We start from the raw sequence: 20,156 nt of genomic DNA, 5'->3' as shown, positions 1-20,156 counted from the left end.
GACTCAGGCGGCGATTGCGAGGGAGGCCTCGACGGTGATCCTGGACCAGGGCACGAGGACGGACCCGTCCGGCTGCGGATCGACGAGGCCGATCTCCTCGAGCTTGCCGAGATCCTCCTCAACGGCGCCAACGTCCCGGCCGATGGCATCGCCCAGCGCGGCGACGCCGGTCGGTCCGTGCTCCTGCAGGAACCGCAGCAGGCTCCAGCGCTCCGGGGTCATGTAGGCCCACAGATGCTCGATCGACGGAAAGCCGACGCGAGGCGTGTTCGGCGTGTAGTCGCCCGCGTCGATGCGCCGAGCGGCGGCCATCGCGTGGTCGAAGAAGGCATCGACACCCGACACGTGAAGAATGACTTCAGTCACGGCCAATCTCCTTCATCACATCGCGACGAAAGTCGCGGATCAACTCGGCGATCCCGACGAAGACATAGGGCTCTTCCCGGTCCCGATAGTGCCGGTGGTCGCCTTTGCCCCGTTCGTTGTCGTAACCGATGATGCGCTCACCCGATCGACCGTAGAACAGCGAATACTTCAACGCGTGCGGTCGCTCGGGCGTGGGCTCCGGCAGCTGCCAGACCCGAATCTGCATGATCAGTCCATCAGCTAGGTTCTCTTTCGTATCGAAAAGCAACCTCGCCCGCATCGGACCACCCGCGCACGAAAAACCTTATCACCAATCTAGCCGACCTCACTCTTCCCCGCATAGCCGCGCGGCGTGTAGGCCCAGCGCCTCCCGTCGCCGGTCGCGACCACCCGCGTCTGGGACGACCCGACGATCACCACCGTCAGCATGTCGACTTCGTCGACGTCGAGTTCGGCGAGCGGCACGATGCGCACCCGCTCGCCCGCGCGCCCGAGATTGGTGGCGAGCACCACCGGCGTCGCCGCCGGGCGGTGCTGCAGGAGCACGTCGCGGGCAAAGGCGAGCTGGGTGCGCCGCTTCTTCGACACCGGATTGTAGAAGGCGATGACGAAGTCGGCCTCCGCCGCCGCCCGCACGCGCCGCTGGATGTCCTCCCACGGGGTCAGGAGATCGGAGAGCGAGATGGTGCAGAAGTCGTGGCCGAGCGGTGCGCCGGCCCGAGCCGCCGCTGCCTGGAGCGCGGAGATGCCGGGCGCCACCGCGATCTCGATGCGCCGCGCGCCGTCCGGCATGTCACCGCGCTCCAGGAGCTCGAAGACCAGCGTCGCCATGGCGTAGATGCCGGCGTCGCCCGAGCAGACGAGCGCGACCGTCCGGCCCTCCCCCGCGAGCCGCATGGCATGACGCACGCGCAGCTCCTCGGCGCCGAGGTCGAAGTCGTGGCGCGCCTTACCGTCGGCGAGCGGGCCGAGGAGTTCGAGATAGAGCGAATAGCCAACGAGATCGCTCACCGCCTCGACCATCCGGCTGACCTCCGGCGAGCGCCAGGCCGGCTGGCCGGGTCCGATGCCGACGACGAACAGAGTGCCCCGTGCGCGGCCAACGGAAACCGCCTCGATCGGCCGGGGCGCGCGGGCAAGCGCGGCGGTGACCCGGTGCCCCTTGCGCTTCGGCAGGAGCAGGTCGCCCTCCGGGCCGACGGCGGCGAGCGCCGCGCCCTCGGCGACGCCGTGGCAGCCGGTCTCGGCGAAGACGATGTCGGATGGGTTCTGGAGGCGCGGGGCCTCGCGCTCCAGCGTCGCCGCGTCGAAGACACGGGCCGGCACGTCGAAGCGGGCGGCGACGGCGTGCAGCGCCGGCTCGTCGGCCTTCAGGTCGAGCGAAAAGACGCCGGCGAGCGACAGCGGGCTGACGCCGGCCTCGGCGAGGACGGCCTCGGCGAGCGCGATCGCTGCCCCCGACGGCGCGCCCCGTTCGGCGCCGAGCCCAAGCGCCAAGGTCTGGGGACGGTACAGAAGCTCGTTTGGGTCAGGCTGCCGCGCGGTCTCGCTCACCGTCAGCCGAATGGTGCCGTCGGCCGCAAGCGGCAGGCTCGCGGACGTCAGGAAGGGCGCCTCCCCCGTCAGCCGGGCCGTGCCGCCGGCGACGAGCTCGGCCATGACACGCTTGGCGTCCTGCGGATTCTCCAGCCGCCAGCCCGATGGCGGCGCGTCGAGCGCGACGCCGAAGCGCAGGTCGCCGGCGGTGGTCACCGCGGCAAAGCCTTGAAGTGCTTCGGCGATCTCGCGCGCCAGATCGTTGGCGCCGTGATGGCCGCCGAGCAGCGGCACGACGACCGAGCCGTCGTCCGCGATGGCGAGCACCGGCGGCTCGGCCGTCTTGTCGGCGAGGAGCGGCGCGAGAATGCGGATCACCGCCCCGGCCGCCATGACGGCCACGATCGGCCGGCCCTCGCGGAACAGCCCGCGCAGATGAGAGGCGGCGTCCACGAACGACACCGCGACGCCCTCGACGCGGCGGGCCGCGCCATGGACCTCGCCGCCGCAGGCCGTGGCGATGCGGTGGGCGATCGGAAGCGACCCAGCCGACAGGATGACGACCGCGGGCTTCACGACGCCTCCTCCGGCGATGCCGTCCGGACTGTGCCGCCGGACGTGCCTTCACCGCCGAGGATCAGCGAGAAATAGGGGACAGCACCGGTCACCTCGGCGAGCGGGAGGACGCGTTCGCTGGCGAGACCCACCCGCTCGCAGTAGGTGCAGTGCGCAGTCAGGTCGAGCTCGTCGAGCAGCGCCCGGATGCGCGGGTAATGCCGGCCGAGCTTGATGATCGCAAAGCTGTCGGCCGCCGCGATGCGAACCCGGAGGACCTCGTCCTCGAGCGGCGCGGGGAGGATGGCGACGCATGCGTTGCGGCTGGCGAGCGGTCGCCGGGCCGCCGCGCTTGCAGCATGCACCGAGGCGATGCCGGGGATGATCTCGGTCGCAAACCGATCGGCGAGACGCTCGAACAGATACATGAAGGAGCCGTAGAAGAAGGGATCGCCCTCGCAAAGCAGACCGACGTCGCGGCCCGCCGACAGATGTCCGGCGATCGCCTCCGCCGCCCGGTCGTAGACCGCCTGCGCCGGCTGCGTCTCGACCCGCATCGGCACGACGATCGGCAGCTCGACCTGCGACCGGGCCAGATGGCCGGCGACGATCGAGCGGGCGAAGCTCGGGCCGGTGTCCGGTGCGGGATAGGCGACGACCGGCACGCCGCGCAGGATACGCAGTGCCTTCACGGTCAGGAGTTCGGGGTCACCCGGTCCGAGCCCGAGGCCGTAGAGCGTGCCCGTCATGCCGCCTCCGGCTTCGTCAGGTGCCAGTGCAGCACGGGCATTGCCGGCCGCCAGCCGCGATAGGGGCCAACCGGGCTCGCCTGCTCGAGCGAAATGCGCAGCAGCTCACCGCCGAGGCGGCGATGCAGCCCAAGAAGGATCGCCTCCGACTCCAGCGTCACCGCGTGCGCCACCATCCGGCCGCCCGGCCGCAGCGCCTCCCATGCGCCGTCGAAGACGCCATCGGTCAGGCCGCCGCCGACGAAGACGCCGTCCGGCCGAGCCAATCCGGCATAGGCGGCCGGCGCCACGCCTTCGACGACGGTGACCGAACCCGGACAGAAGCGGTCGGCATTGGCCGCGATCATGTCTCGACGCGCCGCGACGGGCTCGATCGCCAGCGCCCGCCCGCCCGGCACCGCGCGGCACCACTCCACCGCAATGGAGCCGCAGCCGGCGCCGACGTCCCACAGGACCTCGCCGGGCTGCGGCGCGAGGGCCGCGATCGCCGCCGTGCGCAGCACGCGCTTGGTCATCTTGCCGTCATGGACGAAGGCCTCGTCCGGCAGGCCGGCGGCCGGGGAATAAGGCTGCGTACCGGGATCGGCCCGGCACTCGACCGCGACGAGATTGAGGTCGGCGGCGTCCGGGATGTCGCAACTCGACGCCGGCGCCGTCCGAACTCGCTCGGCGGCGCCGCCGAGATGCTCCAGCACGGTCAGGCGACTCTCGCCATAGCCGCGAGCGGTCAGCAGCGCGGCGATCGCCGCCGGCCCGTCGGCGTCCTCGGTCAGCACCAGAAGCCTGGCCCCGGGATGCAGCGCACGGACGACATTTTCGATCGGACGGCCGTGGGCGCTGAGGCAGGCGACGTCCTGCAGCGGCCAGCCGAGGCGCGCGGCCGCGAGCGAAAACGCCGACGGGCTCGGGATCACCTTGAGGGCGTCCAAGCCGTAGCGCCGCGCCAGCGTGGCGCCGATGCCGAACCAGAGCGGATCGCCGCTCGCCAGCACCGCGACCGCCTCACCACGCCGCGCATCGAGCTCGGCCAAGCTGTCGGAGAGCGGGGAGCGCCAGGCGATCCGTTCGTGGTGCGTGTCCATCAGCATCGACAGATGCCGCTCGCCGCCGAAGACGGTCCGGGCCGCATCGAGGTGACGCCGCGCGTCCGGCGTCAGCGTGTCGAGCCCGCCGTCGCCGATGCCGATCACCGTCAGCCAGGCGCTCATTCCGAGCCCGGCGCACCGCCCTCGCCGGCCGGCTTGGCGCCTGCCGGGGCGAGCCCCGCCGCGAGCGCGTTGACGGCCGCGGCCGCCATGGCGCTGCCGCCACGTCGGCCCCCGAGGGTGACGAAGGGCACGCCGTAGGATTCGCGCACCAGCTCGGCCTTCGATTCGGCCGCGCCGACGAAGCCGACGGGGAAGCCGAGAATGACGGCCGGCTTCGGCGCGCCCTCCTCGAGCCGTTCGAGCAGGTGGAACAAGGCGGTCGGCGCGTTGCCGATCGCCACGATCGCGCCGCCGAGGAGATCGCCCCACAGATCGACCTGCGCGGCCGAGCGGGTGGTGCCCTCGCGCTCGGCGATCTTGCGCGTGCGCGGATCGGCGAGACGGCAGACGACCTTGTTCTGGTGCGGCAGGTTGGCGGCGATGATCCCGTGCGCGACCATCTCAGAATCGCAGAGGATCGGCGCGCCTGCGTCGAGCGCCTGCCGGCCCGCCTCGATCGCGTCCTCGGACAGCGCGAGATCGGCGAGGATGTCGGGCATGCCGCAGGCATGGACGAGCCGGATCGCCAGCTCGTGCGCAGTTTCGGGCAACGCGGTGAGGTCCGTCTCCTCGCGGATCAGCCGGAAGCTCTCGGCGTAAATTGCCTGGGGGTCGCGGATGTAGGACAGTCGCCCGCCACCAGCCGCCGCGGCCACCGGATCGGCGGCGCCCGCGGCCGCCGGCGCGTCCACCAGCCGATGACCGAGCCCGAGGATCCAGCCCTCCTCGGCGACCACGGCCGCGCGCTCGGCATCGGAGAGGTCGGTCGGCGCGCCGAAGAGGTCGACGAAGCGCCCCTCGGCGTCGAACTGCGCGAAGATCGTCGCCAGCGTCTCGACCTGCGCCTCGTCGAGGCAGCTCTTGTCGCCGGTCGCGACCGGGACGAGGCCCGGATAGATCTCCGCCAGCACGACGGGTGCCGACAGGTCCTCGGCGAAGCGGGTGTCGAAGGGCCACACGGCGATCGCCTCGCCGATATCGGGATCCTGCCGCAGGGCTTCGAGCCGGGCGATGCCGGTGATCGCCTGGCTGCCGACGCTGCCGGTGAAGTTCAGCTTCCAGACCGGCTGTGCCTTGCCGGTGCGCGCCTCGGCGATGCGCCTCTCGGCGAAGGCCGTCGGGTAGGGGTCGGGCTTGGTCGCCGAAAGCCCCGGGATTTCCTGATGGATCGGCCGGCCCCAGAACATCGGCGCGTGGGCGAGCTTCTCGCGGTTGATCCGCCCGGTCACCTCGAAGCGGTTGGAGAAGTTGTCGTCGCGGTCCTGCAGGGCGTCGGCGAAATAGGCCCAGAGCGCGCGCCAATCGGCGCTGCCGGCGATCGCTGCGGCCGCGCCGGTCGGATAGCCCATCGGAAAGTCGAAGCCGACGAAGGCGCGCTTGCCGTCGGCGAGCGCGTTGGCGAGGAAGTGCCGGAGCACCCGCATCGCCGCCGCGCGCGTCGGCGGGTTGGTGGTGCCGAGGACACGGGTCTCGTTGCCGGTGCGCTCGGCAAAGGCGATCCAGATCGAGTCCTTGCCGGTGGTCGGGCTGTTGGCCGCCGACCAGTCGACGACGGCGTAGCAATCGAACAGGTGCGTCATGCGCCTCTCATCGAGCGAGGGCCGAGCGGATGGTCGGCATGCGGGTAAGGGTGATGGTGCCCGTGGGCGTGATCGTGGCCGTGCGCGTGGTCATGGTCATGGTCATGCGGATGATCGTGATGGCCGCTCGGGCCATGACCATGAGGGCCGTGGTCGTGCCCGTGACCATGGTGGTGGTGGTGCCCGTCGCCACTGCCGTGGTGGTCGTGATCGTGCGCATTCCCGCTATGCCCGCCATGCGCATGATCATGATGCCCGTCGTCGTGGCGATGGGCGTGCACGCCTTCGTCATGATGGTGATCATGGCCCGCTTCGCCGACGCCGATGCCCTCGACGTGGTGGTGATGGCTCTCCTGCGGCAGCCCGACCTCGGCTTCGAAGCCGAGCACCTGCTCGCGGTACTTGCACATCTGGCAGTTCATCAGGTTCTGCCCGGCGAGGATCTCCTCCATCCGGTCGACGAAGGTCTCCACCACCAGCGGGTGGCTGTCGAGATAGCCGGCCTTGAGGAAGGCGATCTCGGGGTGACGCGCCGCGACGAGGTCGGCCTGCGCGTAGATCCGGTTCACCAGGATGCCGGTGAACAGGAAATACGGGAACACCACGATCCGGCGGTAGCCGAGCCGCGCCGCGTGCTCGAGCCCCGGCTCGACCAGCGGGAAGGTGACCCCCGAATAGGCCGTCTCGCCCCAGCCGAAGCCGAGGCCCTCCCAGAGCATCCGCATCACCTTGGCGACGTTGGAGTTGGCGTCTGGATCGGAGGCACCCCGGCCGACCACGACGAGCATCGTGTCGTGCAGCGGCTCGCCCTCGCGCCAGCCGTCGGCCCGCAGACACTCGAGGATGCGCTCGCCGGCGGCGCGGATCATCTTCGGGTCGATGCCGAGCTCGCGGCCGTAGCGGATGGCAACGCCGTTGGCGCTGGCATAGGTGTTGAGCACCGAGGGAATGTCGTTCTTCGCGTGGCCGGCGGCGAAGAGCATGCCCGGGACCGCCAGGATCTCGTTCGCGCCGCGCTCGCGCAGCGCATCGAGGCCGGTCCGGATGATCGGCGTGGCGAACTCCAGATAGCCGTGCTCGACCGCCCAGTCCGGCAGGCGGGCACGCAGCTTGTCGGCGAGCACCGCGAACTCGGCGACGGCACCGGCATCGCGGCTGCCATGGCCGCAGAGCATCAGGGCTTTCATCGGGACCTCTCCGTCATCTTTCGTCCGACGCCGGAGGCGACGCGTGGCCCGGGACGGGACGCGATGCGGTTCCGACAGCTTCCGGCTTGGCCCCCGGCATGGGTCGGCCGCCACGGAATCACTTGCGAGCCCGAACGGGCACCGTCAGTCCGAGTGACGTAAACAGCAGCCGGTCGCCGGCGTCAACGCGAGGCGCCGCACGGGATCGTCTGCCGGCTTTCCAATCGCTGGCCTGCCGGGTAAGCGACCAGCTCCGCTGCCGCAGACACCCGACTCGATGCTCGACCCGACCTTTGCCTTCATCACCGGCGCCGCACTGTTCGCCGGCTTCGTCGACGCCATCGCCGGGGGCGGCGGCCTGATCACCATTCCGGCGATGCTGATCGGCGGCATCGACCCCTTCACGGCGCTCGGCACCAACAAGCTGCAGGGCCTGTTCGGCTCGGGCTCGGCCTCCATCGCCTACGCCTCGAAGGGGCACGTCGACCTGCGGCGGCTGCTTCCCGTCGCGCTTCTCTCCGGTCTCGGCGCCGTCGGCGGCGCGCTCGGCGCAATGGTTCTGCCGGTCGAGGTGCTGGAAGGGCTGCTGCCCTACCTCCTGGTCGCTGTCGCCCTCTATTTCGCGGTCAAACCGGGGCTTTCGGACCGGGACGCGGAGCGACGCGTTTCGCCGAGGCTCTTCGCGCTGACCGTCGTGCCGCTGATCGGCGCTTATGACGGGCTGTTCGGGCCGGGCACGGGATCCTTCTTCATGCTCGCCTTCGTCACCCTCGCCGGGCACGGCGTGCTCAAGGCGACGGCCCACACCAAGCTCCTCAACTTCGCTTCCAACATCGGCGGTTTTTCCGTCTTCGCCGTCTCCGGCGTCATCGACTGGAGGCTCGGCCTGGCGATGGGGGGCGCGCAGTTCCTCGGCGCCCGGCTCGGCGCAATGCTGGCGATGCGGCTCGGCGTGCGGCTGATCCGCCCGCTGCTCGTCACCGTCTGCCTGTGCCTGGCGGCGAAGCTGCTGCTAGCTTGAGGCCGGGGCGGTGTAATTCCAAGGATCGATGACGTCGACACCAAGCGCGGCGAAGTCGGCGACATTCCGCGTGACCACAGGCAAGCCGAGGTCGAGAGCGGTCGCGGCGATCAGCGTGTCGTTGGTCGGACGGCCGTTTGGGCTCTTCAGACGACCGGCTCGCCGCACGATCTTCAGATCGACCGGGACAATTCGATCTTCGAGGACGGGCAAGACAAGCTGTTCGAACCAATTCGCGAGCAGCCTGGCGAACGCGGCATCCCGGCCCTCTTGCCGGGTGATCCCGGTCTCGATCTCAAGGATCGTAAGCACCGAGACGCAGAACCATTCAGGCTTCACCGCGGCGAGAAATTGTTGGAACGACGCGTTCGTGCGCTCCGGCCGGCGGCTGTCGGATACGACGTTGGTATCGAATAGATAGCGGATCACACGAGGTCGCCGTCGCGGTCCCGTGCTGCAAATTCGTCAGGGTCGAACGGAAAGTCCGCCTCCGGACGCCGATCCGCCAGGCGATCGAGCAATGTCGGCTGCGCCGAGGCCATGCGTTCGTAGTCGCTCTGAGACATCAGCACGAAAGTCGGCCGACCGTTCTCGGTTATCGACACCGGCTCCACGCGCGCTGCGTCTTTCACAGTGCCATGCCGCTGGTTGAAATCGCGGCTGGAAAATTCCCGCATCGTCCACGGCTCCGCCTGTATTACATTAGATTGAATTTAGTACACGACTTCCAGAGCAACAACACCGTGCTGGACGTCCTGTCCCCCGCGGAGGCACAAGGGCGCATGACGAAGCCCCTCGCCCTCATGCTGCAAGGCACCGGCTCCGACGTCGGCAAGACGGTGCTTGTCGCCGGCCTGTGCCGGCTGTTCGCCCGGCGCGGGCTCAGGGTGCGCCCGTTCAAGCCGCAGAACATGTCGAACAATGCCGCCGTCGCGGCCATTCCCGGCACGAGCGAGGGCGGCGAGATCGGACGGGCGCAGTGGCTGCAGGCGCTGGCCTGCGGCGTTGCCCCAACGGTGCACATGAACCCCGTGCTCCTGAAGCCGCAGTCCGAAACCGGCAGCCAGATCGTCGTGCAGGGCAAGGTCTTCGGCTCCGCGAAGGGACGCGACTACCAGCGGCTGAAGCCGCAGCTGCTCGACAGGGTGCTGGAGAGCTTCGCCATCACCGGCGCCGACGCTGACCTCGTGATCGTCGAAGGCGCCGGCTCCCCGGCCGAGGTGAACCTGCGCGCCGGCGACATCGCCAACATGGGCTTTGCGACGGCGGCCAGCGTGCCGGTGGTCCTCGTCGGCGACATCGATCGCGGCGGCGTCATCGCATCCCTCGTCGGCACCCACACGATCCTGCCGGACGCCGACCGGGCGATGATTCGAGGCTTCCTGATCAACAAGTTCCGCGGCGACCCGACGCTGTTCGACGACGGCCTTGCGATCGTCACGCGCCACACCGGCTGGCCCTCGCTCGGCGTGGTGCCCTGGCTCGCGGATGCCGCTCGGCTGCCGGCCGAGGACTCCGTGGCGCTGGAGCGCCTGTCGGCAAGCGGAACCGCCGGCCGCTTCGTCGTCGCCGTGCCGCAGCTCGACCGCATCGCCAATTTCGACGACCTCGACCCGTTCCGGGCCGAGCCCGGCATCGAGGTCCGCTTCGTCCGGCCGGGCGAGCGGTTGCCCGTCGAGGCGCGGCTGGTGCTGATCCCCGGCTCCAAGTCGACGATCGGCGACCTCCTCGCCTTTCGCCGCAACGGCTGGGACGCCGATCTCCACCAGCATGTCGCACACGGCGGCGCGGTGGTCGGCCTCTGCGGCGGCTATCAGATGCTCGGCCGGCGCGTGCTCGACCCGGACGGCGTCGAGGGCGAGGTGCGCGCGGCGGACGGCCTCGGGCTCCTTGACGTCGAGACGGTGATGGCGGGCGAGAAGACGGTGCGCGAGGTCGTCGCCGCGACGCCGGCGGGCGAAGCGCTCCACGGCTACGAGATCCACATGGGGCGCACGGCGGGCCCGGACTGCGCCCGGCCGGTGGCACTGGTCGACGGCGTGCCGGACGGTGCGGCGAGCGTCGACGGGCGCGTTTTCGGCACCTACCTGCACGGGCTGTTCACCGCCGACGGCTTTCGGCGCCGGTTCCTGCAGGGGCTCGGGCACGCGGCGGGAGAGATCGACTACCGCGCCGGCATCGAGGCGGCACTGGATGGCGTAGCGGACGAGTTGGAACGGCACCTCGACGCGGAGCGGCTGCTGTCGATCGCCGGAGGCTGACCTGCAAGCTCAGAATGCTCGTCGGCAAGCGATACGGCCGTTGCCGAGACAGTCCCGCGAGCCCCTTTCGGCGCCTAAACCTTATCGGAACGGGCGCTTCAATCATCGACTTCGTCATCCCGGCCTTGAGGCCGGGATGACGAACCTTGTATCCGGTGCAACAGGCGTGCCCTCAGCGGACGCCCCTCACCGTCCAGCGAAGTCCTTGAACGCGTCGGCATGATCCGGATGCCAGCGCGACAGAGGCGGGCGGTTCTCGACAATGTCGCCGGCGGCCCACGCGATGCGCATCTCGTCCATCTCCCGCGTCACCTCGCCGTCCGGGCAGAGGATGTAGAAGTCGCCGGCCTCCAGCCGCTCGAACAGGAAGTCGACCGTCTGGTCGGGTGTCCAGGCCCCGGCCGGCTGCTCCGTGCGACCGTTCGCTGTGAGCGGCGTGAAGACGAAGCCGGGGATCAGGAGATGCGCCGTGATCCGGCAGCTCTCGCGGTTGCGCAGGTCGTGCTGCAGCGCCTCGGTGTAGACCTTCACGCCGGCCTTCGAGACGTTGTAGGCAGGGTTCCCCGGCGGCGTCGTGATGCCCTGCTTGGAGCCGGTGTTGATCACGAGGCCCGCGCCGCCCGCGGCAAGCATCGCCGGCACGAACGCCTGACAGCCGGCGACGACGCCGCCGAGATTGACGCGCAGGATCTCGGCCCAGTCGGCCTCCGAGCCGAAGACGCTGGTCGGCGGCTGGATGCCGGCATTGTTCATCAGGACGTGCACTGCGCCCCACCGCTCGCCGACGGTCCTGGCCAGCGCATCCATCGCCACCCGGTCGCCGACGTCGAGCGCAGCGGCCATCACGCTGTCGGCACCGCCGGCCGCGCGTTGGCCGAGCGCGTCGCGGGCGCGCGCCAGGGCCGCCTCCTGCCGGTCGACGAGGCAGACCTTCAGGCCGAGCTGGACGAAGCGACGGGCGGCGGCGAGGCCGATGCCGGAGGCCGCGCCGGTGACGACCGCGACATGGCCGGATGCGATGGCGGGATGAGTCATGGAGATACTCGCTGGTGATTGCTGGCGACGGAGCTAGAGGCGGAGGCCGCCCTGTCGATGCAGCCCGCGGCGAACTGGACGCTCTGTCGTCGGGCATCCAGACGGATGACGGGTCCAAGACTGCCGCGCGCGAAGCACTTTCACCCGCCTCTCGCGCTCGATGGAAACAGGCGACGCGTCCGTCTTCTCCCGTGTGTGGGAGACGGTGGCCCGGAGGACCGGAGGAGGGCGATCTGCGCCAGTCGCCGGGAGCACTGGCCCGACCCCGATTGAATCCCCTCCGCCGCCCGTCTATCTTCGCCGCCGGATGGTCCCGCGCCGCATCCCGCGGTTCGGGCGAAGAGGGAATGCGAAGGGCTTCGGCCCGTATCGCAGCCGACCCCGCGACTGTAGAGCGGCGAGGCGCGTCCACCGGATCGAGCACGGCTCGGACCGGAAACGCCACTGGAGCGAGAGCTTCGGGAAGGCAGGACGCAGCCGGCGACCCGCGAGCCAGGAGACCTGCCATCCCTCGGGGCCGAGAGGCCCGTCACGGAGGTTGATCGTGTCGTTGCCGAATGCCGCGGCGAGAGCCGCGCCGCCTGTCCTGCTTCCTGCCGATCGGCGGCTGTCCGGTGCTGCACCCGTTGCGGCACCCGTCGCCGCAGGCTGCTCCCGCCCGCGCTGCGGCGCCTGACGTGCAGGGTCTTCGACCCGGCGTCGTGCTGGTGCTGGGCGGCGCGCGCTCCGGCAAGAGCGCGCATGCCGAGCGGCTGGTCGAAGCGCTCGGCCGACCGGCAGTCTACGTCGCGACCGGGCGCGCCTTCGACGGCGAGATGGCCGAGCGCATCGACCATCATCGGGCGCGGCGCGGCGCGGACTGGACCACGGTCGAGGCGCCGCTCGATCTCGTCGGCGCGCTCGATGCCGTGCCGCCCGGCGCGCCGGTGCTCGTCGACTGCCTCACCCTGTGGCTCACCAACCTGATGCTGGAGGACCGGGACGTTCCGGCTGAGAGCGACCGGCTCTGCCGCCGGCTCGAAGGCTGGGCCGGCGCGCCGCGTGTCCTCGTCTCCAACGAGGTCGGGCTCGGCATCGTCCCCGACAACCGACTGGCGCGCGACTTCCGCGATCATGCCGGCCGCCTGCACCAGGCGATCGCGGCGCTGGCTTCCACCGTCCATTTCGTCGCGGCCGGACTGCCGCTGACCCTGAAAGGCTGAATCCCGATGCAGAAGATTCCCGCCACCGTGATCACCGGTTTCCTCGGCGCCGGCAAGACCACGTTGATCCGCAACCTCCTCGAGAACGCCGGTGGCCGGCGCATCGCCCTGATCATCAACGAGTTCGGCGATCTCGGCGTCGATGGCGGGATCCTGAAGAGCTGCGGCATCGAGAGCTGCACGGAGGACGACATCGTCGAGCTGAACAATGGCTGCATCTGCTGCACCGTCGCCGACGACTTCCTGCCGGCGATGGAAAAGCTCCTGTCGCGGGAGGCGCCGGTCGACCACATCGTCATCGAGACCTCGGGTCTTGCGCTGCCCCAGCCGCTCGTCGCCGCGTTCAACTGGCCGCAGGTGAAGGCACGGGTCACGGTCGATGGCGTCGTCACGCTCATCGACGCGGCGGCGGTGGCGGGCGGGCGCTTCGCCGACGACGAGGACAAGGTGCGAGCCCAGCGCGAGGCGGACGAGAGCCTCGACCACGACAACCCGCTGGAGGAGCTGTTCGAGGACCAGATCCGGGCGGCCGACCTCATCATCCTGAACAAGGCCGACCTGATCGACGCGAGCGCGCTGGACGCGGTGCGCGTCGAGGTCGCCGGAAAGAGCGCCCGCGCCGTGACGTCGATCCCGGCCGAGGGCGGCCGGCTGCCGATCGAGGTCCTGCTCGGCCTCAACGCGGCGACCGAGGACCAGATCGCGCTCCGCCGCTCGCACCACGAGATCGAGCACGAGAACGGCGAGCCGCACGACCACGACGACTTCGAGAGCTTTGTGGTGACGGCGGGGCCCGTGGCCGACGCGGCGGCCTTCACCAGAGGTCTCGCCAGGCTGACCGAGACGCACGACATCCTGCGTCTGAAAGGCTTCGCCGCGATCGAGGGCAAGCCGTCGCGGCAGGTCATCCAGGCCGTCGGCAGGCGCATCGACAGCTATTTCGACCGGCCGTGGGCGGCGGGCGAGACGCGCGAGACGCGGCTCGTCGTCATCGGCCTGCATGACGGGCTCGACGCGGCGGCGATCGCAGCGGAGATCCGGGCGCTCGCCGCAGGCCGCTCCGCAGCCGCCTGATGCATCTCCTCCTCGCCCGGCAGGGAACGGTCGCCGAGGGCGGCGAGGCGGTCGATCTCGGCCAGACCCCGGCCGAGCTTCTCGTCCTGTCGGCCGCCGACACGGAGATCGCCGCGCTCGCCGGCGCGGCGGGACGGCTGGACGATGCGGCGCCGACGCTGCGCCTCGCCAACCTGTTGAAGCTGTCGCATCCGATGTCGGTCGACGCCTGGTGCGAGCGCACCGCACGCCATGCGAGGCTCGTGGTCGTGCGGCTCCTCGGCGGCGAGAGCTACTGGCCCTACGGCCTGGAGCGGCTGCTCGAGCTCGCCCAGCGTCCGGGCGGTCCGCGCCTCGTCGCGCTCCCCGGCGACGACAAGCCCGATCCCGGCCTCGACCGCTACGCGACGATCCCGCCGGGGGAACGCGACCGGCTCTGGCGCTATCTCATCGAGGGCGGGGCGGAGAATGCCGACCGCTTCCTCCTCGCGTGCCGCGCGGTGCTCGACGGCGGCGACTGGCCGGCCGAGGCCCGACCGCTGCTGCGGGCGGGCGTGCTCACGTGGCGGCCCGGTGGATCCGAAGGCGCCAGCGCCTCTCGCCTCCCCGCCTCATCCCCGGCCGGGACGTCTCTTGGATGGGGAGAAGAGCGCGGAGCGACCGTCGCGATCGTCGTCTACCGCGCGCTCGTGCAGAGCGGGCAGACCGGGCCGGTGGAGGCGCTGGCAAGGGCGTTGCGGGAGACCGGCCTCGATCCCCTGCCCGTCTACGTCGCGAGCCTGAAGGACCCGGTGTCGGTGGCGACGCTCCGGACGATCTTCGCCGGCCAGCCGCCGGCCGTGGTGATCAACCTCACCGGCTTCGCCGTCTCCTCGCCCGGTGGCGCCCACGCTCCGACCGTCCTCGACGAGACCGGCGCGGTGGTGCTGCAGGCGGTGCTCGCGAGCGGCGGCGAGGACGCCTGGGCCGCCTCCAGCCAGGGACTCTCCGCCCGGGATCTGGCGATGAGCGTCGCGCTGCCGGAGGTCGATGGGCGCGTGATGACCCGCGCCATCGCCTTCAAGTCGGCCGGCGAGTGGGACGAACGCACGCAGACGCTCGTCGTCGCGCACAAACCCGTGGCCGACCGGCTGCGCTTCGTCGCCAGCCTCGCGGCGGCCTGGGTGCGGCTGCGGAACGCGCCGCCGGCCGAGCGCCGGGTCGCCATTCTCCTCGCCAACTACCCGAATCGCGACGGGCGCATCGCCAACGGCGTTGGCCTCGATACGCCGGCCGGCACGGTCGAGGTGCTGCGTGCCCTCGCCGCAGCCGGTTACGACACGGGCAGTGTTCCCGTCGACGGCAACGCGCTGGTCGAACACCTTCTCGCCGGTCCGACCAATGCCGGGATCGCCGGACGGCAGGTCCGCGAGACGCTGCCGCTCGACGCCTACCGCGCCTTTTTCGAAGCCCTGCCGTCCGCAGTTCGGGACGCCGTAAACGCGCGCTGGGGCGCGCCGGAGGCTGACCCGTTCGTCCTGAATGACTGCCGTGCGTTTGCCCTGCCGGTCGCCCGCTTCGGCAACGTCCTCGTCGGCATCCAGCCGGCGCGCGGCTATAACATCGATCCGAAGGAGACCTACCACTCTCCAGACCTCGTGCCGCCGCACAACTATCTGGCGCTCTACGCCTTCCTGCGACACGGGGCCGGCGTCCACGCGATCGTCCACATGGGCAAGCACGGCAATCTGGAATGGCTGCCCGGCAAGGCGCTGGCGCTGTCGGAGGCGTGCTATCCCGAGGCGGTGCTCGGCCCGCTGCCGCACCTCTATCCCTTCATCGTCAACGATCCCGGCGAGGGCACGCAGGCCAAGCGCCGGACTTCGGCCGTCATCATCGACCACCTGACGCCGCCCCTGACCCGCGCCGAGACCTACGGTCCCCTGCGCGATCTCGAGGTGCTGCTCGACGAATACTATGCCGCGAACGGCGACCCGCGCCGGCTGACGCTGCTGAAGCGCGACATCCTCGACCTTGTGCGCAGCGCTGGGCTCGACCGCGATCTCGGCATCGACGCCACGCTCGCCGTGGACGACACGCTGGAGGCCCTCGACGCTTATCTCTGCGAGCTGAAGGAGCTGCAGATCCGCGATGGCCTGCACGTCTTCGGCGTCGCGCCGCAGGGGCGGCTCCTGACCGATCTCGTCACCGCCCTCGCCCGCCTGCCGCGCGGGCCGGAGCCGCAGGACGCCTCGCTGATCCGGTCACTGGCGGCAGATCTTTTCGCGGCTCCTTCCGAGCCGCCGCGCGCCTCCCCCGCATCGCCGAACCTTCACGCACCGACGTCAGCAAATGGGCGCCCTTCTTCTCCCCTCGGGGGAGAAGGTGCCGAGCGCAGCGGGCTGAATGAGGGGAAACCCGGCGACGGCGCGGCGGCCGCGCACCCCCCTCTGTCCTGCCGGACATCTCCCCTTCAAGGGGGGAGATCGGCCGGGACGAACGCCGACGCACGATCGGACACGCCGCAGGGCCCTGCCGACGGCTCTGGAGAAGCCTCCTCCCCCCAAAGGCGCGTGATCTCCCCCCTTGAGGGGGAGATGGCTGGCAAGCCAGAGGGGGGCGGGACGGCACATTCGCCTAACTCGGCGGCCCGCGATCAAGGCTCTTCCCCCGCATCCCCGGCCGAGACGTTCCCCCGAGCGGGAGAAGACCGCAGCGTCGTCGCCTTCGACCCGCTCGACTGCGCAATGGCCGAGCCTTGGACCGGCCCACGCCCACAGCTTCTCCACAGCCTGTCCACCGACCCGTGGCGGACGACGGGCGATACGGTCGAGCGGCTGGAGCTCCTCGCAGCCGGACTCGTCGCCGGCGAGATCGCGGCGGACATCCACTGGCTGTCCACAACCGCCGTCCTCGCCGAGGTCGAGGCCCGCCTCAAGCCGGCCGTCACCGCCTCCGGTCCGGCCGAGATCGCCGGGCTGCTGGCCGGGCTCGACGGGCGCTTCGTGCCGCCGGGGCCTTCCGGTGCGCCGAGCCGCGGCCGCCCGGACGTCCTGCCGACCGGCCGCAACTTCTTCTCCGTCGACACTCGGGCGGTGCCGACCGAGACCGCCTGGCGGCTCGGCAAAAAGTCTGCCGAACTGCTCGTCACCCGGCACCTTCAGGACCACGGCGACTACCCTCGCGCGATCGGTCTCACCGCCTGGGGCACCGCCAACATGCGCACCGGCGGCGACGACCTGGCGCAGGCCTTCGCGCTGATCGGCGCCAAGCCGGCGTGGGATAGAGCGAGCCGGCGCGTCACCGGCTTTGAGATCACCACCCTTGCCGAACTCGGCCGGCCGCGTGTCGACGTGACGCTGCGCATCTCCGGCTTCTTCCGCGACGCCTTTCCCGAGCAGATCGCGCTGTTCGACCGGGCGGTGCGGGCGGTCGGCGCGCTGGACGAGGATGAGGCCGACAACCCCATCGCCGCCCGCATGGCCGCGGAGCGGCAGGCGCTCGTCGATGCCGGCGCCTCGCCGGCCGATGCGGATCGCCGCGCCGGCTTCCGCGTCTTCGGCTCGATGCCCGGCGCCTACGGCGCAGGCCTGCAGGCGCTGATCGACGAGCGCGGCTGGGAGACGAAGGACGATCTCGCCGCAGCCTATCTCGCCTGGGGCGGCTATGCCTACGGCGCCGACGCCGAGGGCGAGGCCGAACGCGACCTCTTCGCGGCGCGGCTGTCGGAGCTCGAGGCCGTGGTCCAGAACCAGGACAACCGCGAGCACGACCTCCTCGACTCGGACGACTACTACCAGTTCGAGGGCGGCATGACCGCTGCGGTGGAAACCCTCTCCGGCGCACGCCCGGCGATCTACCACAACGACCATTCCCGCCCCGAGCGGCCGGTGATCCGCACCCTCGAGGAGGAGATTTCGCGGGTCGTGCGCGCCCGCGTCGTCAATCCGAAATGGATCGCCGGCGTCATGCGCCACGGCTACAAGGGCGGCTTCGAGATCGCCGCGACGGTGGACTACATGTTCGCCTTCGCAGCCACCACCGGCGCGGTGCGCGACCACCATTTCGACCTTGCCTTCGCGGCCTTCATCGGCGACGAGGCGGTGCGCGGCTTCATGGCCGACAACAATCCCGCCGCGCTCGCCGAGTTGGCCGAACGCTTCGAGGAGGCTATCGCCCGTGGCCTCTGGCACCCGCGCGCCAACTCCGTTCCCCACGATCTCGCCGCGCTGAGAGCGGCAGAGGAGACCCCCTGATGGCCGAGAAGTCCGAGCTCCTCCAGAGCATGACCGACGCCGAGCTCGATGCGCGCCACGCCGAGAAGATGAGGAAGAAGAAGGCGGCGCGCGACAAGATCCTGGCGACGAAGACGGTCGAGAAGGGCCTCCTCATCGTTCACACCGGCAAGGGCAAGGGCAAGTCGACTGCGGCCTTCGGCATGGTGTTCCGCGCGCTCGGCAACGGCATGAAGGTCGGCATCGTCCAGTTCGTGAAGGGCAAGTGGGAGACCGGCGAGCGCAAGGTGCTGGAGCACTTCCCCGAGCAGGTGACGATGACCGCGATGGGCGACGGCTTCACCTGGGAGACGCAGGACCGCCAGCGCGACATCGCCGCGGCCGAGGCCGCCTGGGCGCGGGCGAAGGCGATGATCGCGGACGAGGAGCACGACCTCGTCCTCCTCGACGAGCTCAACATCGTCCTGCGCTACGACTATCTCGACCTCGCCGAGGTACTGGCCGGCCTCGCCGGAAAGCCGGCGATGAAGCACGTCGTCGTCACCGGTCGCAACGCGAAGGACGAGTTGATCGAGGTGGCCGACCTCGTCACCGAGATGGAAATGGTCAAGCACCCGTTCCGCTCCGGTGTGAAGGCGCAGAAGGGGATCGAGTTCTAGCCCGCGGGAAGAGGGCAGATCCGGCCTGCGCGGCCCCCTGCCCTAGGCGCTGCCGGGCGGCTGCGGACCGGCCCCGGCCAGGTCGATGGCGCGCAGGAGCGCCGTTTCGTCGATCGGCTTCGTCACGATGTCGACCACGAGGTCGGCATTCTCCCGCGCGAGGTCGCCCTGGCCCGTGACGAAGCAACCGACCCGTCCCCGCTCCTTCAGCCACCGTGCGGCATCCATGCCGGTCACGCCATCGGCGAGATCGATGTCGATGAGGGCGAGGTCGAACTCGAGATCCTGCCACTGCGGCAAGGCCTCCGCGAAGCTTGCCGCCGAGCCGACGCAGTCGTGTCCGGCGTCCTCGATCATCATCTCGAGGTGGAGCACCACCAGCGGATTGTCTTCCAGACAGTAGATGCGCATGTCCAACCGTGGGCTTGAGGTCACCCGCCAACGGTGGCCGACGCGTTTCGATCCGTGGCCGGCATCGCGTCGATCCGACTCAGTGGCCCATGCGCCACCAGGACCAGCCCCGAGGGCTCGAAGCGCACCTCCGGCGGCGCGCCGAAGAGATTCTGCATCGCGGCGCGGACGTAGCGCGTGCCGTAGCCGCTGCGGCTCGGCCGAGCCAGCGCCGGGCCGCCCGTTTCGCGCCAGCACAGCCGGAACTCGCGCGCCTCCACCGACCATTCGACGCGGATCAGTCCGGTCGGCACCGACCACGCACCGTATTTGATGGCGTTGGTCGCCAGTTCATGCACCGTCAGCCCGAGGCCCGCCGCCGCGTCCTTGTTCAGGCGTACCGCCGGGCCGTCGATCTCGAAATGAGCTCCTCCATTGGCCGCATAGGGGGACAGCACCAGCGTGATCAGCCCCTTGAGGTCGACCGCCTCGCCGCCCGCCTCGAACAGCGCCGAGTGGACATTGCCGAGCGTGGCGAGCCGCCCGCCGAAACTGCGCTTCAGCTCGTCGAGGTCGGCGCTGGCGCGCGCCGTCATCTGGAAGATCGAGCTGACGCTCGCCAGGATGTTCTTGACCCGGTGGTTGAGCTCGTGGCGCAGCTCCCGCTCGAGCGCGATGTGGTCGCGCACGTCGCGCTGCCGGATGCGGGCGAGCAAGGCCGACTGCACGCCGCTGAGCAGCTCGAGCGTCGCCAGAGGCCGCTGGTAGAAGACCTGCCGCGAGCCCGGCCACTGCTCGGTCAGGTGACGCAGCAGAAGGGCCTGCGGCACACCCTTTTCCACCAGCACGATCACCGTCAGTTCCGACCAGTCCGGCTGCCGGGCGAGGTGATCCTGAACCAGCGCACGGACCCGGTCGGTCAGCGCCTCCTGGGTGAAGATGAGAGCTCCCGGAAGCCCCGCGCCCAGTCCCTCGGCCAGCGCCTCCTCGTCGGGGCAGACGGTCGACTGGATGGCGTGGGTTTCGAGGAGGCTGGCGAGCATCCGGGCGTCGTTGCGGAACGGCGCATGGATCAGCACCTCCTGCAGGTCGAGCGGCACC

At 70.4% G+C, this 20,156-nt stretch carries 18 protein-coding genes and 1 riboswitch; of the genes, 6 read left to right on the top strand and 12 right to left on the bottom strand.

The features are described 5' to 3' along the window. Positions 1–3 precede the first annotated feature (3 nt). From NPA30_RS19445 to NPA30_RS19415, 7 genes are all read right to left on the bottom strand, one after another. Complete coding sequence (locus tag NPA30_RS19445; protein WP_256804450.1) at positions 4–366, bottom strand: HVO_A0114 family putative DNA-binding protein; 363 nt, start codon at positions 364–366, stop codon at positions 4–6. Next, positions 359–646 carry a toxin-antitoxin system TumE family protein gene (locus tag NPA30_RS19440; RefSeq protein WP_256804449.1) on the bottom strand — a complete coding sequence of 96 codons (288 nt, stop codon included), beginning with the start codon at positions 644–646 and terminating at the stop codon, positions 359–361. The genes NPA30_RS19445 and NPA30_RS19440 overlap by 8 nt, the downstream gene beginning before the upstream one ends. A gap of 35 nt (positions 647–681) precedes the next feature. Continuing rightward, complete coding sequence (gene cobJ, locus NPA30_RS19435; RefSeq protein WP_256804448.1) at positions 682–2,478, bottom strand: precorrin-3B C(17)-methyltransferase; 1,797 nt, start codon at positions 2,476–2,478, stop codon at positions 682–684. Beyond that, complete coding sequence (gene cobI, locus NPA30_RS19430; RefSeq protein WP_256804447.1) at positions 2,475–3,206, bottom strand: precorrin-2 C(20)-methyltransferase; 732 nt, start codon at positions 3,204–3,206, stop codon at positions 2,475–2,477. Before cobI ends, cobJ begins: the two co-directional genes overlap by 4 nt. Continuing rightward, positions 3,203–4,414: a precorrin-6y C5,15-methyltransferase (decarboxylating) subunit CbiE gene (gene cbiE / locus NPA30_RS19425; RefSeq protein WP_256804446.1), complete on the bottom strand. Its 1,212-nt coding sequence runs from the start codon at positions 4,412–4,414 to the stop codon at positions 3,203–3,205. Before cbiE ends, cobI begins: the two co-directional genes overlap by 4 nt. Next, on the bottom strand, positions 4,411–5,082 hold the full coding sequence (locus NPA30_RS19650; RefSeq protein WP_320109217.1) for a precorrin-8X methylmutase: 672 nt from the start codon (positions 5,080–5,082) through the stop codon (positions 4,411–4,413). The genes cbiE and NPA30_RS19650 overlap by 4 nt, the downstream gene beginning before the upstream one ends. 947 nt (positions 5,083–6,029) lie before the next feature. Continuing rightward, positions 6,030–7,220: a sirohydrochlorin chelatase gene (locus NPA30_RS19415; RefSeq protein ID WP_256804444.1), complete on the bottom strand. Its 1,191-nt coding sequence runs from the start codon at positions 7,218–7,220 to the stop codon at positions 6,030–6,032. A 277-nt stretch (positions 7,221–7,497) separates the two neighbouring features. Here NPA30_RS19415 and NPA30_RS19410 point away from each other — a divergent pair, with 277 nt between their 5' ends. Beyond that, positions 7,498–8,241 carry a TSUP family transporter gene (locus tag NPA30_RS19410; protein ID WP_256804443.1) on the top strand — a complete coding sequence of 248 codons (744 nt, stop codon included), beginning with the start codon at positions 7,498–7,500 and terminating at the stop codon, positions 8,239–8,241. Here the strand turns inward: NPA30_RS19410 and NPA30_RS19405 are convergent. Beyond that, positions 8,233–8,670, bottom strand: a complete 438-nt coding sequence (locus tag NPA30_RS19405) for a type II toxin-antitoxin system VapC family toxin (RefSeq protein WP_256804441.1) — start codon at positions 8,668–8,670, stop codon at positions 8,233–8,235. The genes NPA30_RS19410 and NPA30_RS19405 overlap by 9 nt on opposite strands. Then, positions 8,667–8,918, bottom strand: coding sequence for a type II toxin-antitoxin system Phd/YefM family antitoxin (locus NPA30_RS19400; RefSeq protein WP_256804440.1), 252 nt, complete (start codon positions 8,916–8,918; stop codon positions 8,667–8,669). Before NPA30_RS19400 ends, NPA30_RS19405 begins: the two co-directional genes overlap by 4 nt. Before the next feature lie 105 nt (positions 8,919–9,023). On the opposite strand from NPA30_RS19400, the gene NPA30_RS19395 reads away from it, so the two are divergent. Further along, positions 9,024–10,502, top strand: a complete 1,479-nt coding sequence (locus tag NPA30_RS19395) for a cobyric acid synthase (RefSeq protein WP_256804439.1) — start codon at positions 9,024–9,026, stop codon at positions 10,500–10,502. A 186-nt stretch (positions 10,503–10,688) separates the two neighbouring features. Here NPA30_RS19395 and NPA30_RS19390 read toward each other — a convergent pair whose 3' ends face one another. After that, on the bottom strand, positions 10,689–11,537 hold the full coding sequence (locus NPA30_RS19390; protein WP_256804438.1) for an SDR family NAD(P)-dependent oxidoreductase: 849 nt from the start codon (positions 11,535–11,537) through the stop codon (positions 10,689–10,691). A 291-nt stretch (positions 11,538–11,828) separates the two neighbouring features. Beyond that, positions 11,829–12,060: riboswitch (cobalamin riboswitch) on the top strand. Between the two features lie 154 nt (positions 12,061–12,214). Here NPA30_RS19390 and cobU point away from each other — a divergent pair. The 4 genes from cobU to cobO are packed head-to-tail and all read left to right on the top strand — an operon-like array spanning position 12,215 to position 18,665. Next, positions 12,215–12,739: a bifunctional adenosylcobinamide kinase/adenosylcobinamide-phosphate guanylyltransferase gene (cobU, locus tag NPA30_RS19385; protein WP_256804437.1), complete on the top strand. Its 525-nt coding sequence runs from the start codon at positions 12,215–12,217 to the stop codon at positions 12,737–12,739. Then, a complete protein-coding gene (gene cobW / locus NPA30_RS19380; protein ID WP_256804460.1) occupies positions 12,740–13,813 on the top strand; it encodes a cobalamin biosynthesis protein CobW in 1,074 nt (357 codons plus the stop codon). After that, entirely contained in the window at positions 13,813–18,027 is a 4,215-nt protein-coding gene (cobN, locus tag NPA30_RS19375) for a cobaltochelatase subunit CobN (protein WP_256804436.1), read from the top strand. The genes cobW and cobN overlap by 1 nt, the downstream gene beginning before the upstream one ends. Continuing rightward, a complete protein-coding gene (gene cobO / locus NPA30_RS19370; RefSeq protein WP_256804435.1) occupies positions 18,027–18,665 on the top strand; it encodes a cob(I)yrinic acid a,c-diamide adenosyltransferase in 639 nt (212 codons plus the stop codon). The genes cobN and cobO overlap by 1 nt, the downstream gene beginning before the upstream one ends. Before the next feature lie 42 nt (positions 18,666–18,707). Here cobO and NPA30_RS19365 read toward each other — a convergent pair whose 3' ends face one another. Both NPA30_RS19365 and NPA30_RS19360 read right to left on the bottom strand, forming a co-directional pair. After that, a complete protein-coding gene (locus NPA30_RS19365; protein ID WP_256804434.1) occupies positions 18,708–19,076 on the bottom strand; it encodes a response regulator in 369 nt (122 codons plus the stop codon). A gap of 20 nt (positions 19,077–19,096) precedes the next feature. Next, positions 19,097–20,155: a sensor histidine kinase gene (locus NPA30_RS19360; protein ID WP_256804433.1), complete on the bottom strand. Its 1,059-nt coding sequence runs from the start codon at positions 20,153–20,155 to the stop codon at positions 19,097–19,099. Position 20,156: the final 1 nt, after the last annotated feature.

Source organism: Mangrovibrevibacter kandeliae (assembly GCF_024519155.1).
In the GTDB taxonomy this organism is placed as follows: domain Bacteria; phylum Pseudomonadota; class Alphaproteobacteria; order Rhizobiales; family Rhizobiaceae; genus Mangrovibrevibacter; species Mangrovibrevibacter kandeliae.
Note: the sequence above shows the minus strand (reverse complement) of the source record. Positions and strands in the feature narration are given on the sequence as shown.

What these genes read in the sequence shown, in the direction of transcription:
- NPA30_RS19440 (WP_256804449.1), bottom strand. Translation starts at nt 646, where the DNA reads ATGCGGGCGAGGTTGCTTTTCGATACGAAAGAGAACCTAGCTGATGGA.
- cobI (WP_256804447.1), bottom strand. Translation starts at nt 3,206, where the DNA reads ATGACGGGCACGCTCTACGGCCTCGGGCTCGGACCGGGTGACCCCGAA.
- cbiE (WP_256804446.1), bottom strand. Translation starts at nt 4,414, where the DNA reads ATGAGCGCCTGGCTGACGGTGATCGGCATCGGCGACGGCGGGCTCGAC.
- NPA30_RS19415 (WP_256804444.1), bottom strand. Translation starts at nt 7,220, where the DNA reads ATGAAAGCCCTGATGCTCTGCGGCCATGGCAGCCGCGATGCCGGTGCC.
- NPA30_RS19410 (WP_256804443.1), top strand. Translation starts at nt 7,498, where the DNA reads ATGCTCGACCCGACCTTTGCCTTCATCACCGGCGCCGCACTGTTCGCC.
- NPA30_RS19400 (WP_256804440.1), bottom strand. Translation starts at nt 8,918, where the DNA reads ATGCGGGAATTTTCCAGCCGCGATTTCAACCAGCGGCATGGCACTGTG.
- NPA30_RS19395 (WP_256804439.1), top strand. Translation starts at nt 9,024, where the DNA reads ATGACGAAGCCCCTCGCCCTCATGCTGCAAGGCACCGGCTCCGACGTC.
- NPA30_RS19390 (WP_256804438.1), bottom strand. Translation starts at nt 11,537, where the DNA reads ATGACTCATCCCGCCATCGCATCCGGCCATGTCGCGGTCGTCACCGGC.
- cobN (WP_256804436.1), top strand. Translation starts at nt 13,813, where the DNA reads ATGCATCTCCTCCTCGCCCGGCAGGGAACGGTCGCCGAGGGCGGCGAG.
- cobO (WP_256804435.1), top strand. Translation starts at nt 18,027, where the DNA reads ATGGCCGAGAAGTCCGAGCTCCTCCAGAGCATGACCGACGCCGAGCTC.
- NPA30_RS19365 (WP_256804434.1), bottom strand. Translation starts at nt 19,076, where the DNA reads ATGCGCATCTACTGTCTGGAAGACAATCCGCTGGTGGTGCTCCACCTC.